Below are 13,496 nucleotides of genomic sequence, written 5' to 3'. Positions count from 1 at the left end.
GTCCCTCTCCCTCACCGGAACGCCAGCAGATACATCAGCGCGATATTGATGCCCAGCAGCGGCAGGGCCGTGGGGATCTGTGCCTTGATGACGCCGTTTCGGTCCTTCAGTTCCAGAAGCACCGCCGGCACCACATTGAAATTGGCCGCCATCGGCGTCATCAGGGTACCGCAGAAGCCTGACAGCATGCCAATGGCCCCCATCACTGCCGGGTCGCCCCCAAACTTGAATACCACCAGCGGCAGGCCCACCGCCGCCGTCATCACCGGGAAGGCCGCAAAGGCATTGCCCATGATGATGGTGAACAGCGCCATGCCCAGGCAATAGGCCAGCACGGCGGCAAACGGCCCGTTCAGCGGCAGATAGTCACCGATCAGCGTGCCCACCGCCTGACCCACCCCGCCCAGCGCGAAGACCGCACCAAGCGAGGCCAGCATCTGCGGCAGGATGGCGGCCCAGCCGACGGAATCCAGCAACCGCCGCCCCTCCTGCACCGCCGCCACGGGGCCGGGCCGCAGCCAGACCAGACAAAGCGACAGGGCCAGCAGCACGCCCAGCGTCAGGGACACCAGCGTGGCATGGCGGCTTTCCACCAGCGCCTCCCCCCCGATGGTCAGATGCTTGAACAGCAGGGTGCCGACCAGAACCGTGGCCGGGATGACCAGGGCCGGGATCAGCAGCTTTCCCCCCCGCTGCGCCGCCCGTTCGCGCCGTTCCTCCAGGCTTGTGGTCCGCGCCGACCCCTTGCCCAGGCCGATGGCGCCCACGGCAACCAGCCCCAGGACCAGCAGGCCATTGCCGACATCGCCCAGATGGTCACCGGCCAGGAACGACGTGGCAAGCCCACCCCAGAACAGGAAATTCAGCCAGCGGCGGGGATTGCCTCGGTCCAGCAGGCCATAGAGGGCGCAGGCCCCGAAGAACAGGCCGCCGATGATATAAATCTCGTGCAGCCCGATCATGCCACGGCTCCCTTCATGCCCAGGCGCCGGTCCAGGGCGCGCAGCCGCACCGCATGCACGCCAAGCGCCGCGACGGCCGACGGGATGGCCCAGACGGACAGCTGCAACGGTTCGACCATCACGCCGTTCTGTTCCAGGAACCCCTTGATCAGCAGGATCGACGCGATGGCCAGGAAGATATCCTCGCCAAAGAACAGCGCGATATTGTCCACCGCCGCCGCATGGGCACGCACCAGATTGCGGGTGTCTTCATCCAGCGGCCCGTGCCGCTGCTCCGCCGCCGCCTCCGTCATGGGGGCCAGCAGCGGGCGCACCGTCTGCGCATGCCCACCGACAGAGGTCAGGCCGACAGCGGCCAGTGCCTGACGCACCATGAAATATCCCAGCAGCAGCCGGCCCGGCGTCGCCGCCTTCACCCGCGTGATCAGGCCGCGTGCCAGTTCCTGCAACCCTTCGCGTTCCAGCAGGCCGATGACCGGCAGCACGATCCAGATCAGGCTGACATAGCGATTGTCGTTGAAGGCCTTGCCCAATGCGGCGACCAGGGCCAGCGGCTCCATCCCCGCCGCCAGCCCCGTGGTGATGGCCGCCGCCGCGATGACCAGCAAGGGGTTGATCCGGGCCACAAACCCGATGACCACAACCCCCACACCCAACAAAACCCACATGGCGCCCCCGGACCCGGCAATGAAGGCGACAGGGTGCATGGATGGGCGGCCATTTGCCAAGGGAAATGGCGGTTCCGGGTGCGTCGCTCCCTCACCCTCCCATTGGCTGGCGCCGACGGGCCCCTCCCTCTCCCACCTTCGTGGGCGAGGGACGAAATTTTAGCCCCTCGCCCGCTTGCGGGAGAGGGAGGGGCCCAAGCCGGAAGGCTTGGGAGGGTGAGGGAAATAAACCACCCACAAAAAATCACCACCCCCACCCTTGAACCGCCGGCCCTCCCCCCTTATCTCAGCGCTATCCTGGGTCCGGGCCCCTCTGGCGTGATGGTGACAGCCGCACGCGATGTCGGACTCCTTGGGCGAAGCTATGGCTTGGTCGTGAAGGAGCCTGTCTTATGTCGAACCTGGAACGTTATTCCCCCCGTTACGATTATGCCGGCACCGATGCGCATAGGGATAATCACTGGCGCATACGCCGGCGATTGGACCGTGCGGCACGCCTACTGGACAGTGCCATCAAGCTGCCCATCGTTGGGCGGGTGGGTCTGGACGCGCCGTTGAACCTGATCCCTGGCGCCGGTCTGGCGCTGTCCACGGGCGTTGCCGGCTGGTTGGTCTGGGAAAGTTCCCGGCTGGGTGCGCCCAAACGGCTGGTCACCAGGATGGCGGGCAATGTCGTCATCGACAGCCTGATCAGCGCCATCCCCGTCGTGGGCTGGTTCGGTGATCTGTTCTTCCGCGCCAATGACCGCAATGTTGAGCTTCTGCGCCGTCACCTTGACGGCCAGCATCCCTTCCGCCGACCCCAGAACGGGCGCGGCGGGGTTATCGACGGGAACTATACCCGTCTCTAAAACATCAAAATAAAACAACATCTTGGCAGATGAGGTCCTGATATGAGCCTGTTCAACATGTTCAAAAGCGACAAGGGCGAGGCGATGACGGCCCACAAGGCCTTCGCCATCGCCCTTCTCTACACCATGGCCGCCGATGGCGAGATGGATGCCGAGGAGGTGGGTCACCTTCTGGCTGTCATCGGCGGGGAGAAGTCGGGTGGCACCATCGGTGTCGGCGCCAACAACCAGGCGCTTTTGAACTCCGCCATGAAATATGTGCGCAGCCACAGCCATGAGCAGTTCCTGGCCGAGGCGACGCCCGTCCTGACCACGGCGCAGCGCCTGTGCGTCCTGATGAACCTCGTCGACAGCGCCCTGTCGGATGGCGAGGCGGAGCCGGAGGAGCGCGAATTCTTCGACAAGGCGCAGAAGGCCTTCGGCATCACCGATGCGCAGTTCAGCCCCTATTTCGAAGTCATCATGATGAAGAATGACCGGTCGGTGTTCGTGGACAAGAACCACCCCATGAACCAGCCCGGTTTCCAGGTCGGCATGCCGGGGCAAGCGGCATGACCGTTGCGGCCGCGGGCAACACGTCCCGCGGGCCGGCTCCCCTGTCCTGGTCCGCGCGCCCGCGGCTGCCTTTTTTTGCGGCCTGATGGCCTGATCCCAATCCCCCTTGGTCGTGATTGATCAAGGGGGATTTTGTATTTCCGGGCACCGCAGCTCCCGTTCGCGTCAAATGCTGAAAACGCATAGCATACGATATAATCGTACACGATAAATTAGATTGCACGCGATCTAATCGTGAGCGATATTGATTTCACGAGATCGACGGCGCCAACCGGCCCCGCCAACCGCCCGGCGAAAAAGCCGACAGACAGGAGTGATGATCATGAAGGTTCTCTACACCGCCAATGTGACGTCCACCGGTGGCCGCGATGGCCGCGCCACCTCCGACGATGGCATCCTGGATGTGAAGCTGGCCCCGCCGAAGGAACTGGGCGGTGCCGGTGGTGCCACCAACCCGGAACAGCTGTTTGCCGCCGGCTATACGGCCTGCTTCATCGGCGCCATGAAGTTCGTGGGTGGCCGCGACAAGATCGCTGTGCCGGCCAATGTCTCCGTGACCGCCAATGTCAGCATCGGCCCGCGTGAGGATGAAGGTTTCGGTCTGGCCGTGAAGCTGAATGTCAGCCTGCCGGGCCTGGATGCCGCCACGGCTCAGGATCTGGTGGCCCGTGCCCACAAGGTCTGCCCCTACAGCCACGCCACCAAGGGCAATATCAGCGTGGAGACGGTGATCGTTTGATTGGAACCGGGCTTTCCGCGGATTACGGCTGACGCCTAATCCGCGCTACGGATCAGGCCAATCCTTCGTAGCGCGGATTAGCGAAGCGTAATCCGCGGAAACCACGTCGCCGAACAGGGCGTCGCTTATGCGGCGCCCTTTTTCGTGTCTGCCAGACGGTGCCCGGCATCCAGGGCCAGGGCGAAACACGCGGCCAGCAGCACCACATCCTTGAACAGGAACTGCGCCAGCGATCCCATGAAGGGGAAGCCGTAATCCTTCTGCCAGAGATTGGCGCCGATGGAGAAGCTGAGCGTGACCAGGAAGGTGGCGATCCCCATCAGCCCACCCAGCAAGCCCGCGCGGTGCGACCAGGTCCCTAGCGCGATGAACGCGCCCGCCGATAATTCCAGAATGCCAATGGCATTGCTGGCCCCCTGCACGCCCCAGAGCGGGTACATCCAGGCGAACAGCCAGTAATGTTCGGCAATGCGGGCCACGCCCTCGGCCTCATAGGCCGCGAACTTGGCGATGCCGAACAGGGCGAAAATGAAAACCATGGACCAGCGCAGCGCCTGGATGGCGGCGGATGGTCGGGGCAGGCGGTTCAGTATGGCGTCGATGATGGTCATGCAGGCTCCCCCTGGCGTGCTTTGTCCACCATCATTCGCGACAAGGGGGCGGAGGTTACGGGGGGTGGGGATTATTGTTTGCGTGCTTGCCCTCACCCTCCCAAGCCTTCCGGCTTGGGCCCCTCCCTCTCCCACGTTTGTGGGCGAGGGGCTTGAATTTCGCCCACGAACGTGGGAGAGGGAGGGGCCCGAACGCGTCAGCGTTGGGGAGGGTGAGGGAACAACACCTCCCGGAAGCTCACTTCCCCAACCCCCGGCTGGCCACCACCGCTCCGCCCACGATCAGCAGGCAGGCCCCGATCACCGGCCAGGTGAAATCCGCCCGCCCCGCCGCGATCAACAGGCCCGTGGACAGAAGCGGCGTGGTGTAGGACAGCGCCCCCAGGGTCTGGATGTCGCCGCGCTTCACCCCATGATCCCAGACGAAAAAGGCCAGCCCCACGGGGCCGATGCCCATGGCGGCGATGATGGACCAGCCCCAGACCCCCTGCGGCCATACCGTCTGTTCGAACAGCAAATGGCAAGGGATGGCCAGCAGTGCCGTGGCCAGACAGAAGAAGGCCACGATCTCCGTCGGGACCGACCCGAACCGCCGCGACAGCACCGAATAACCGGCCCATGTCACCGACGCGGCCAGTGCCGCCAGATAACCCGGCAGATAATCCGCCTCAATCGCCACACCCTTGCCGCCCGTGACCAGCAACAGGGTTCCGGCCAAACCTGCTGCCGTTCCCGCCAGTTGCGCCCGGCCCAGCTTTTCCCCCGGCAGCAGACCGGCGAACAGCACGATCAGCAGCGGCCAGAGATAATTGATCAGGTTGGCTTCCGCCGCCGGCGCCGTCTGCAAGGCCAGGAAATAAAGGAAATGGTAGCCGAACAGCCCGCCGATCCCCAGCAGCCAGACGGGCAGCGGTTGCCGCATCACGGCCAGCAGGGGCCGGCCCGTGGCCACGATGATGCCAAGGCTGACCAGCCCGCCCAGCCCGAAGGACAGGGCCACCAGCAGGAAGGGCGGCACCGGCCCCGCCAGCGCGGTGAGCAGGGCGAGCGTCGACCACATCAGGATGGCGGTGCCACCCACCAGGGTGGCGCGGCGGACGGCGCCGGGCGTGGCGGCGGCGGCAACATTACTCATGCGAACGGCTCCAGCACGCGGGACGCTATCTTGGTGGTCAGGACCATGGTGGAATGGGTGGCACCAAACCCGGAAATGGTGGTCAGCAGCCGGTCCAGATGCTGCACATCGGTGGCCGCCACCTTCAGGAGGTAGCTTTCCTCCCCCGCCACCTCATGGCATTCCAGAACCTCGCGCTGTTCGGCGGCGAACCGTTCCAGGTCGCCGTCGCGGCCAGGGTGGGTGCGCAGACGGATGAAGGCCGTCAGTTTCAGGCCCAGGGCGGCGCGGTTGACCTCGGCCCGGTAGCCCTGTATCAGGCCCATGGCTTCCATCCGGCGCACGCGCTCGGCGACGGCGGGGGGTGTCAGCCCCACCTGCCGGGCCAGATCGGCGAAGGAAAGCCGCGCATCCCGCTGCAATTCACGCAGCAGATGCAGGCCGATATCGTCAAGCAGGTCGAGGGGGGAGGGGGCGCGGTCGGGCATGATGACGCCATCCTAAACGGATGTCGGCGCCCGCGCCAACGGGTTCACGCTGGAAGGTACTGGATTTGCTGGACGATATCGGGATTTTCTGGCGCGGTGTGGTGCTGGGTGTGATCATTGCCGCACCGGTTGGCCCCATCGGCCTGCTCTGTATCCGCCGCTCGCTGGAACGCGGGTTGGCCACGGGTCTGGCCACCGGTCTGGGCGCGGCACTGGCCGATGCCTTCTTCAGCGGTATCGCCGCCTTCGGCATCACCGCCGTTTTGAATGTGATCACCCAGAACATGCCCTTGCTGCAGGTGGTGGGCGGCCTGTTCCTGCTGGTCGTTGCGGGCCACAGCCTGACGCGCGAACCCAAGCCCCTGGCGGCAGAGCCGGTGGCCGGCAATCTGCCGGCGGCAGTCTTCTCCGGCCTGTTCCTGACCGCCACCAACCCCGTCACGATCCTGGGCATGAGCACGCTGGTCGTGGGCTTCGGCAATACCAGGGGACCGGTGGAGGATGGCACGCTGGTCGCGGGCATCTTCCTGGGTTCCCTGCTCTGGTGGATGTTCCTGTGCGGCGGCGTCACCCTGCTGCGCAGCCGCGTCACGGCCCGCACCGTCCATTGGATCAATATCGGCACCGGCCTGGTCCTGGGCGCACTGGGGCTTTATACCCTGGGCAGTGCGCTGGTCTGGTGAGGTGGGTGTAGCGCGGATTACGGCTCCGCTTATGGGCTGTTGAGATTCATCTGAAATCGAGAATACCCGCCTCCCCGGCGAAGGCCGAGGCCCAGGGGCCACGCGCCCGACGCTGGTGCTACCGACCGTGAGGCAGATGGAAAAGTTGGTGCCTCCGGCCCCTGGGCCCCGGCCTTCGCCGGGGAGGCAGATATCCTGGTAAGGCGATCTCCGCCACAGGCGTAATTAGCGGAAATCCTGACCTACCCCTTCGCCAGCTCCGTGATCGGCGCGAACAGCCGTTCGATATCATCCTCGGTCAGCGCCCCCGGACTGTCGCCGCCGCCATCGTGTAATGCCTCGGCCAACTGGCGTTTGCGGGCTTGCAGGTCCAGCATGCGGTCTTCGACGGTACCGTCGGCGACCAGACGATAGACGAAGACGGGCTTGTCCTGGCCGATGCGGTGGGCGCGGTCGGTGGCCTGATCCTCCACGGCGGGGTTCCACCAGGGGTCATAATGGATGACGGTGTCGGCTGCCGTCAGGGTCAGGCCCGTGCCGCCGGCCTTCAGGCTGATCAGGAAGACATCCGCCTCGCCCGCCTGGAACCGGTCCACGGGCGTGGTGCGGTCCTTGGTGTCGCCGGTCAGGCTGACATGGCGCAGGCCGAGTGTGTCCAGATCAGCGCGGATCAGGTCCAGCATGGAGGTGAATTGCGAGAAGAGCAGGATGCGCCGCCCCTCCTGCACCAGTTCGGGCAGCATCTGCATCAGATGCGCGCGCTTGGCGCTGGATACCGCCTTGGTCACCGCCGTGGCGGGCAGCAGGGCGGGATCGCAGCAGGCCTGCCGCAGGCGCAGCAGCGCCTCCAGGATCAGGATATGCGACCGGCCCAGGCCCATATCGGCAATGGCCTGGCGCACCTTGGCATCCATGGCCAGACGCAGCGTCTCATACAGGTCGCGCTGATCATCGGGCAGGGTGATGCGTTCCACGATCTCCGTCTTGGGTGGCAGGTCGGCGGCCACCTCCGCCTTGTTCCGGCGCAGGATGAAGGGGCGCAGGCGGCCCGTCAGAAGCTGCTGACGCTCCCCGTCCCCGCGCTTTTCGATGGGGCTGCGGAACAGGCGGGTGAAGCTGCGGCTGTCGGACAGCAGGCCCGGCATCGCGAAATCCATCTGCGTCCACAGCTCGCCCAGATGGTTTTCCAGCGGCGTGCCCGTCACGCACAGCCGGTGTTCGGCGGGCAGGTCGCGGACCAGCGCCGCCAGCTTGCCCGCCTGGTTCTTCACCATCTGCGCCTCGTCCAGGATCAGGACGGACCAGGGTTTCTGCTTCAGAAGATCATGGTCGCGGTGCAGCAGCGGGTAGGAGGTGACGACGATATCCGCCTTCTGCGCCGCCGCCCAGCCATCGGCCCGGTCCGGCCCGTGATGCAGATGCACCGTCAGGCCCGGCGCATGGCGCGCCGCCTCACGCGGCCAGTTGGGGGCCACACTGGTCGGCGCCACCACCAGGGCGGGGCGCAGCAGGCGGCCCTGCTGTTTCAGGGCCAGGATGAAGGCGATGACCTGCAAGGTCTTGCCCAGGCCCATATCGTCGGCCAGGATGCCGCCGGCCCCCGCCTCTGCCAGGGCCAGCAGCCAGCCCAGCCCCTGGCGCTGATAGGGGCGCATGGTCGTGGACAGGCCCGCTGGTTCCGCCACCTCCGCCGCTGGCTCCAGAAGCCGGCGCAGCTTGTCCCGCTGTCCGGGGCGCAGCAGGTCAGGCATGCCGCGCATCCCGTCCAGCAGGGCCGCGCGCCCCAGGTCGATCCGCACCCGCCCGGCCCCGTCCAGCACGCCCGCCCCCTCGAACAGGTCCAGCAGCACCTTGGTCAGCGGGGCGACCCGCGCCACCGGCAGGGCCACATGCCCGCCACCGGGCAGCGGGGCATAGAGCATGGCGTCCGGGTCGGCAGCCAGCAGCGCTTGCGGATCGCCATTCTTGCCCAGCCGTTTCAGCACGGCCAGCAGCAGCGGCAGCAACGGCACCCGCCGTCCATCGATGCGGATACCCAGGTCCAGGTCGAACCAGCCGCCGCCCGCCGCCTCCACCGCCCCTTCCCATTCCTCGATCCGGGTCAGGTGCCAGCGGAAATCCGGGCTGATCTCCACCTGCCAGCCATCGGCGCGCAGGCCCGGCACCACCCGGTCCAGGAAGGTCAGCCACGCCGCCTCGGGCGGGCCATGCAGGGTGAAGGCGGTACCCGGCGGCACGGGTGAGGCCTTCTTGCCCCCGAACGAACCGGACAGGGCATAGGCCGGCAGCAGGTTGGCATCGGCCAGCCGCTGCCGGGCCAGCCGTTCCACATCGCGGCGACGCTGGCGGATGGTAACCTTGGCCCCATGCACCTGCCGGAACTCGTCCAGCACGCTCTGGTCGGTCACGATGGTGCCGCCATAATCGAAGGTCAGATAGGCGCGGTCGGTCGGTTCCATCACGGGTTGCCAGCGGCTGGCCTGCACCGTGGGCTGATGGGTGGCCAGGACCAGACGGATCAGGGGCGGGCTGTCATCGCCCGCCACCGTGGCGGTCGATTGCGGCAGGGTAACCGCACCACCGGCCAGGGCGGTCGGCGGCAGCAGGGCCGGCAATTGCCGCGCCACCTTCGTGGCGGCCATGGGGTCCAGCGCCGGCGCGCGCAGCAATTGCAGCATGAGGGGCCGTGCGGCGGGAAGCTCCAGCGGACCCAGCAGCCCTTGATCGGTGTCCAGATACCAGAGCCCCGCCGCCGCCGGACCCAGCGCCTCACCCCCGCCCTTGGGCCTTGTCACGGGCACCTGCCGCCCGTGCGCATCCAGCGCCCAGTCGATGCTGCCGGCCCGCGCCGGGCCTAAGCGCAGGGCCGGGGTGTCGAACGACAGAAAATGTAGCCGCTCCGTGGCCAGGAAACGCGGCAGCAGCTCGGCCAGCATACCATCATCATCGGGCAGGTTATTATGCAACCCCAGGACGGAGCCGAACATCTGTGCCAGCCGCCGGTCCTCCTCCGTCGAACCGACCGCCGTGTGTGATTGCAGCGCGAAGAAGGCGAGCGTGCGGCCCTTGCCCGGCACGCCCTTCTGCGTCATGCGCGATATATGTGGCGTCAGGGTGGGCGGTTGCTGCCCATCCTTGGACGGGGCCAGCAGATAGCGCACATGTTCAGAGGTTGGCTGCTTCGGCCCGTCGCGCAGCCCGATCAGGCTGGATATCCAGGCATCCAGATTGCGTTGGTCGGTCGGCGGGATGGCGGGCTTTCGCGACAGTGGCGGCTGTCCCGCCGCTGCCTTGTGCCCCTGCTGGTCGCGCACGGCGTAAAGGACGGCGGCGACATGCTTGCAGTCATTGCCGACGGGACAGGTGCAATCGCTTTCCAGCCTGTACCCAAAACGATTCCGGCTGAAGGTGATACAGACATCGTAGGGGTCCGGCTCCGATCCCTGCACCTGCCCATAGATGGACTCCAGCTCGGGTTCCAGCTCCACCCCGCTCACGCGGCCATTGCGGAAATAGGCCGCCCCCCGCTGTACGTACAGGTCGTCGAGTTGTTCGATACCGACCGCCGCCAGCTCGATCAGGTCCTTTTCCCGCATGCTGCCCCGTGGTCCCCGCGCTTTATCCTTGGCGCACCATGGACCAGCCGGGGCAGGGGATGCAACCCGTTACCCCACGCCCAGGGCCGCGCGCACCTTGGCCAGAAGGGCGGCGCGGGCGGCGTCATCCTTCTCGTCGCGCACCTTTTCCGACAGGGCCAGCATGGTGGCGGCATAATCATTGTGCCAATCCTTGGCCACCGTGACGGCGCGCGGGGCCGTTATGGCCTCCACCTCCCGCGCGCCCCGGCCCGTCAGGGTCCATTGGCTGTCCAGGGCGGGGATATGGATTTTGTCCCCGTCGATCCCCGCCTCCGTCAGCCCGCCTTTCATTGTCTGGCGCTCCTGCTCCTCTCCATGCACCACGAAAATGCCGCCCGATACCGGCAGCCGGTCCAGCGTCCAGCGCAGCAGGTGGGAACGGTCGGCATGGCCGGAATAGGTGTCCAGCGTACGGATCTGCGCGCGGACCTCCACCTCTTCCCCATGGATACGCACGCGTTTGATCCCTTCCTGCAACAGCCGGCCCAGGGTGGCGGGCGCCTGATATCCGACCAGCAGCACCGTGGCCGATTGCCGCCAGAGATTATTCTTCAGATGATGGCGGATGCGCCCGGCCTCGCACATGCCGCTGGCGGCGATGATGATGGCATCGCCATTGACGCGGTTCAGGCGTTTGCTGGCCTCCGCATCCTCTGTCAGGTGCAGGTTGCGGCGGGTGAAGGGCGGGGGTGTGCCGGCCTGGTTGATGCCGGGCAGATGACGGTCGAAGACCTGGGTGACATGGATGGCCAGCGGACTGTCCAGGAAGACATTGACGGGCGGCAGCGCCCCTTCATCGAACAGCCGGTCCAGATCATAGAGCAGTTCCTGCGTGCGCTCCACGGCGAAGGCCGGGATCAGGACCGGCCCGCCCCGCGCCAACGCCGCCTTCAACTCGGTCCCCAGCATCGCGCGCCGTTCATCCGCCGTCACCAGGGGCCGGTCGCGCCCGCCATAGGTGCTTTCCACCACCAGCCAGTCTGGCCGTTGCGGCCCGTGCGGATCGGGGTGGAACGGCTTGTCACCGGGACCCAGATCACCGGAGAACAGAATGCGCAGGGGGCCATCCTCTCCGGGCAGTTCCAGCTCGATCGAGGATGATCCCAGGATATGGCCCGCATCCCAGAACCGGGCGCGCACGCCCGGTTCGACATCCACCCAGACATCGCGGTCGACGGGATGGACGCGGGACAGCACGCGTTGCGCGTCGGCCTGGGTATAGATCGGCTCCACCTCCTTGCCCCCGCGCTGCCGGTTGCGGCGGTTCAGGCGGCGGACCTCGCTTTCCTGGATGAAACCGCTGTCGGGCAGCATGAAGGTCAGAAGATCGGCGGTGCCATGGGTGGTGATGATCCGTCCGCCAAACCCATGCCGGTACAGTTTGGGGATCAGGCCGCTATGGTCGATATGGGCATGGGTCAGCAGCAGGACCGACGGTTCCGTCACATCAAACGGAAAGTCGCGGTAATTCAGTTCCTGGACACTCTTGGACCCTTGGAACATGCCGCAATCAACCAGAAGCGCCCCGCCGGCATGGCGGACCAGGAAGCAGGAGCCGGTGACACTGCCGGCGGCCCCGTGAAAGGTGATGGTGGGGTTCACGCTCATCAGATGCAGTCCTTCCCGTTACCGTTGATGGCGTATCCCGCCGCTTCCGCCGCCAGACCGCAGGCAAAGCGGAACTCTACTTCGCGTTCGGCATGGATACGGTAGAGCGGTTCGCCCGCCTGCACCCCATCGCCCACCTTCTTCAGAAGGTCGATGCCGGCACCGGGATCAAAGGGCGCGCCGGCCAGCCGCGCGATGCGGGCGATGCGGTAGCAATCGATGCTGATCACCCGCCCGTCATGATCGGCCACGACCTCCCGCGACAGGGTGCCCAGCCGGGCGATACGCGGCGGCTTGCCTTGCAGTTCCATGATCTTGTGCATCTGGCGCAGGGCCGCCCCACTATCCAGCAACTCGCGCGCCCTTGCCGTCCCGGCCCCGCCGCGCAAGGCCGGGTCGAATTCCAGAATGCGGCCCGCCAGCGCCAGGGAACGTTCGCGCAGGTCGGGCGGCGCGTCCGGCTGGTTTTCCAGCACGGCCATGACGTCACGCGCCTCCAGCACGGGGCCGATGCCCCGGCCCACGGGCTGCGACCCGTCACTGATGGTGACGCGCAGGGTCAGGCCGATGGCGTCACCCACATATTCGAACAGCTTGCGCAGACGCGCCGCATCCTCCGCACTACGCACCTTGGCGCTGGGTCCGACGGGCATGTCGATAACCAGATGCGTGGACCCCGCCGCCTTCTTCTTGGACAGGATGGAGGCGACCATCTGTTCGCGCGTGTCGATGTTCAGCGGTCGTTCGACGGAGATCAGGACATCGTCGGCGGGCGACAATTTCACATGCCCGCCCCAGACCAGACAGCCCTTGGCCTCGGCCACGATCTCCCGCATGCGGTCCAGATCGACCTCGACATTGGCCAGCACCTCCATCGTGTCGGCGGTGCCGGCGGGCGACGTGATGGCACGCGACGATGTCTTGGGCATGGGCAGGCCGTGGGCCGCCACGATGGGCACCACGATCATGGAGGTGCGGTTGCCCGGAATGCCGCCGATACAATGCTTGTCCACCACCAACGGCGCATCCGGCCAATGCAGCCCCTCGCCCGCATCGGCCATGGCGCGGGTCAGGGCCAGCGTCTCTGCCGTCGTCATGAAGGACCCGCAGGCCACCAGGAAGGCCGCGACCTCCACCTTGGCATAGCGATGATGGGCGATATCGTCGATGATGGCGCGAAAACAGGCCTCGTCCAGTTCGCGCCCCGCGATCTTGGCATGCAGCCCCTCCCGGCTTTTCGGCGGGTGGGGATGGTCCAGGCGGGTTTCGCTGCCCTCAACCTGTCCGAAACGGTCGAACGTCTCCTCCGACAGGCCCAGACAATCGGGCGGCAGGATGGCCGGGTCATCGACAATATCCAGCGTCGCCACCAGCCGTTTGGCCCCGGCCAGCACCTCCACCTTGCCCTGCCCCTCGAACGCGGCGGCGCGATAGGTGGGGCAGGCCCGCGACAGGAAGGCCACATTCTCACGGCCCGTCGAAATGCCGATCCGTTTCAACCGCAGCATGGGTTTCCTCGATACCGGGCCCGTTTGCCGGGTCCGCGTTGTTTGCCTGGAAAACCATGATAGGGCCGCAC

General features: G+C 66.4%; 12 protein-coding genes. 4 read left to right on the top strand and 8 right to left on the bottom strand.

The window, feature by feature from the left end; translation table 11 throughout:
• Positions 1 to 11 precede the first annotated feature (11 nt).
• Positions 12 to 962, bottom strand: coding sequence for a DUF979 domain-containing protein (locus ACODSP_RS20065; RefSeq protein ID WP_488967320.1), 951 nt, complete (start codon positions 960 to 962; stop codon positions 12 to 14).
• Positions 959 to 1,630 carry a DUF969 domain-containing protein gene (locus ACODSP_RS20060; protein WP_488967319.1) on the bottom strand — a complete coding sequence of 224 codons (672 nt, stop codon included), beginning with the start codon at positions 1,628 to 1,630 and terminating at the stop codon, positions 959 to 961. The genes ACODSP_RS20065 and ACODSP_RS20060 overlap by 4 nt, the downstream gene beginning before the upstream one ends.
• Positions 1,631 to 2,022: 392 nt before the next feature.
• Between ACODSP_RS20060 and ACODSP_RS20055 the strand changes: the two genes are divergently transcribed.
• From ACODSP_RS20055 to ACODSP_RS20045, 3 genes are all read left to right on the top strand, one after another.
• A complete protein-coding gene (locus ACODSP_RS20055; RefSeq protein ID WP_488967318.1) occupies positions 2,023 to 2,481 on the top strand; it encodes a DUF4112 domain-containing protein in 459 nt (152 codons plus the stop codon).
• Positions 2,482 to 2,523: 42 nt separating this feature from the next.
• The gene (locus ACODSP_RS20050) at positions 2,524 to 3,036 is read left to right on the top strand and encodes a tellurite resistance TerB family protein (RefSeq protein WP_488967317.1); all 513 of its coding nucleotides are present in this window, start codon (positions 2,524 to 2,526) and stop codon (positions 3,034 to 3,036) included.
• 322 nt (positions 3,037 to 3,358) lie between these two features.
• Positions 3,359 to 3,775: an organic hydroperoxide resistance protein gene (locus ACODSP_RS20045; protein ID WP_488967316.1), complete on the top strand. Its 417-nt coding sequence runs from the start codon at positions 3,359 to 3,361 to the stop codon at positions 3,773 to 3,775.
• Between the two features lie 125 nt (positions 3,776 to 3,900).
• On the opposite strand, the gene ACODSP_RS20040 is transcribed toward ACODSP_RS20045, so the two are convergent.
• The 3 genes from ACODSP_RS20040 to ACODSP_RS20030 form a co-directional block, all read right to left on the bottom strand.
• Positions 3,901 to 4,386 carry a YkgB family protein gene (locus ACODSP_RS20040; protein ID WP_488967315.1) on the bottom strand — a complete coding sequence of 162 codons (486 nt, stop codon included), beginning with the start codon at positions 4,384 to 4,386 and terminating at the stop codon, positions 3,901 to 3,903.
• Between the two features lie 238 nt (positions 4,387 to 4,624).
• Positions 4,625 to 5,521: an aromatic amino acid exporter YddG gene (gene yddG, locus ACODSP_RS20035; protein ID WP_488967314.1), complete on the bottom strand. Its 897-nt coding sequence runs from the start codon at positions 5,519 to 5,521 to the stop codon at positions 4,625 to 4,627.
• Positions 5,518 to 5,988: an Lrp/AsnC family transcriptional regulator gene (locus tag ACODSP_RS20030; RefSeq protein ID WP_054170449.1), complete on the bottom strand. Its 471-nt coding sequence runs from the start codon at positions 5,986 to 5,988 to the stop codon at positions 5,518 to 5,520. Before ACODSP_RS20030 ends, yddG begins: the two co-directional genes overlap by 4 nt.
• Before the next feature lie 65 nt (positions 5,989 to 6,053).
• On the opposite strand from ACODSP_RS20030, the gene ACODSP_RS20025 reads away from it, so the two are divergent.
• Positions 6,054 to 6,671, top strand: a complete 618-nt coding sequence (locus tag ACODSP_RS20025) for a LysE/ArgO family amino acid transporter (protein ID WP_488967313.1) — start codon at positions 6,054 to 6,056, stop codon at positions 6,669 to 6,671.
• Positions 6,672 to 6,913: 242 nt separating this feature from the next.
• Here the strand turns inward: ACODSP_RS20025 and ACODSP_RS20020 are convergent, their stop codons facing one another.
• The 3 genes from ACODSP_RS20020 to ACODSP_RS20010 all read right to left on the bottom strand — a co-directional run bounded on the left by ACODSP_RS20020 (position 6,914) and on the right by ACODSP_RS20010 (position 13,425).
• A complete protein-coding gene (locus ACODSP_RS20020) occupies positions 6,914 to 10,267 on the bottom strand; it encodes a DEAD/DEAH box helicase (RefSeq protein ID WP_488967312.1) in 3,354 nt (1,117 codons plus the stop codon).
• 69 nt (positions 10,268 to 10,336) lie between these two features.
• Positions 10,337 to 11,917 carry an MBL fold metallo-hydrolase gene (locus ACODSP_RS20015; protein ID WP_488967311.1) on the bottom strand — a complete coding sequence of 527 codons (1,581 nt, stop codon included), beginning with the start codon at positions 11,915 to 11,917 and terminating at the stop codon, positions 10,337 to 10,339.
• Positions 11,917 to 13,425, bottom strand: coding sequence for a thymidine phosphorylase family protein (locus ACODSP_RS20010; protein WP_488967310.1), 1,509 nt, complete (start codon positions 13,423 to 13,425; stop codon positions 11,917 to 11,919). Before ACODSP_RS20010 ends, ACODSP_RS20015 begins: the two co-directional genes overlap by 1 nt.
• Between the last annotated feature and the right edge of the window lie 71 nt (positions 13,426 to 13,496).

The organism is Niveispirillum sp. FG156 (assembly GCF_057809555.1).
The sequence above is the reverse complement of the archived record's forward strand: the minus strand, read 5'-3'. Positions and strand labels throughout refer to the sequence as shown.

Excerpts from the sequence above, each read along its gene's own strand:
- ACODSP_RS20010 (WP_488967310.1), bottom strand. The coding sequence starts at position 13,425 with ATGCTGCGGTTGAAACGGATCGGCATTTCGACGGGCCGTGAGAATGTG.
- ACODSP_RS20030 (WP_054170449.1), bottom strand. The coding sequence starts at position 5,988 with ATGCCCGACCGCGCCCCCTCCCCCCTCGACCTGCTTGACGATATCGGC.
- ACODSP_RS20065 (WP_488967320.1), bottom strand. The coding sequence starts at position 962 with ATGATCGGGCTGCACGAGATTTATATCATCGGCGGCCTGTTCTTCGGG.
- ACODSP_RS20015 (WP_488967311.1), bottom strand. The coding sequence starts at position 11,917 with ATGAGCGTGAACCCCACCATCACCTTTCACGGGGCCGCCGGCAGTGTC.
- ACODSP_RS20020 (WP_488967312.1), bottom strand. The coding sequence starts at position 10,267 with ATGCGGGAAAAGGACCTGATCGAGCTGGCGGCGGTCGGTATCGAACAA.
- ACODSP_RS20055 (WP_488967318.1), top strand. The coding sequence starts at position 2,023 with ATGTCGAACCTGGAACGTTATTCCCCCCGTTACGATTATGCCGGCACC.
- ACODSP_RS20050 (WP_488967317.1), top strand. The coding sequence starts at position 2,524 with ATGAGCCTGTTCAACATGTTCAAAAGCGACAAGGGCGAGGCGATGACG.
- ACODSP_RS20040 (WP_488967315.1), bottom strand. The coding sequence starts at position 4,386 with ATGACCATCATCGACGCCATACTGAACCGCCTGCCCCGACCATCCGCC.
- yddG (WP_488967314.1), bottom strand. The coding sequence starts at position 5,521 with ATGAGTAATGTTGCCGCCGCCGCCACGCCCGGCGCCGTCCGCCGCGCC.
- ACODSP_RS20045 (WP_488967316.1), top strand. The coding sequence starts at position 3,359 with ATGAAGGTTCTCTACACCGCCAATGTGACGTCCACCGGTGGCCGCGAT.
- ACODSP_RS20060 (WP_488967319.1), bottom strand. The coding sequence starts at position 1,630 with ATGTGGGTTTTGTTGGGTGTGGGGGTTGTGGTCATCGGGTTTGTGGCC.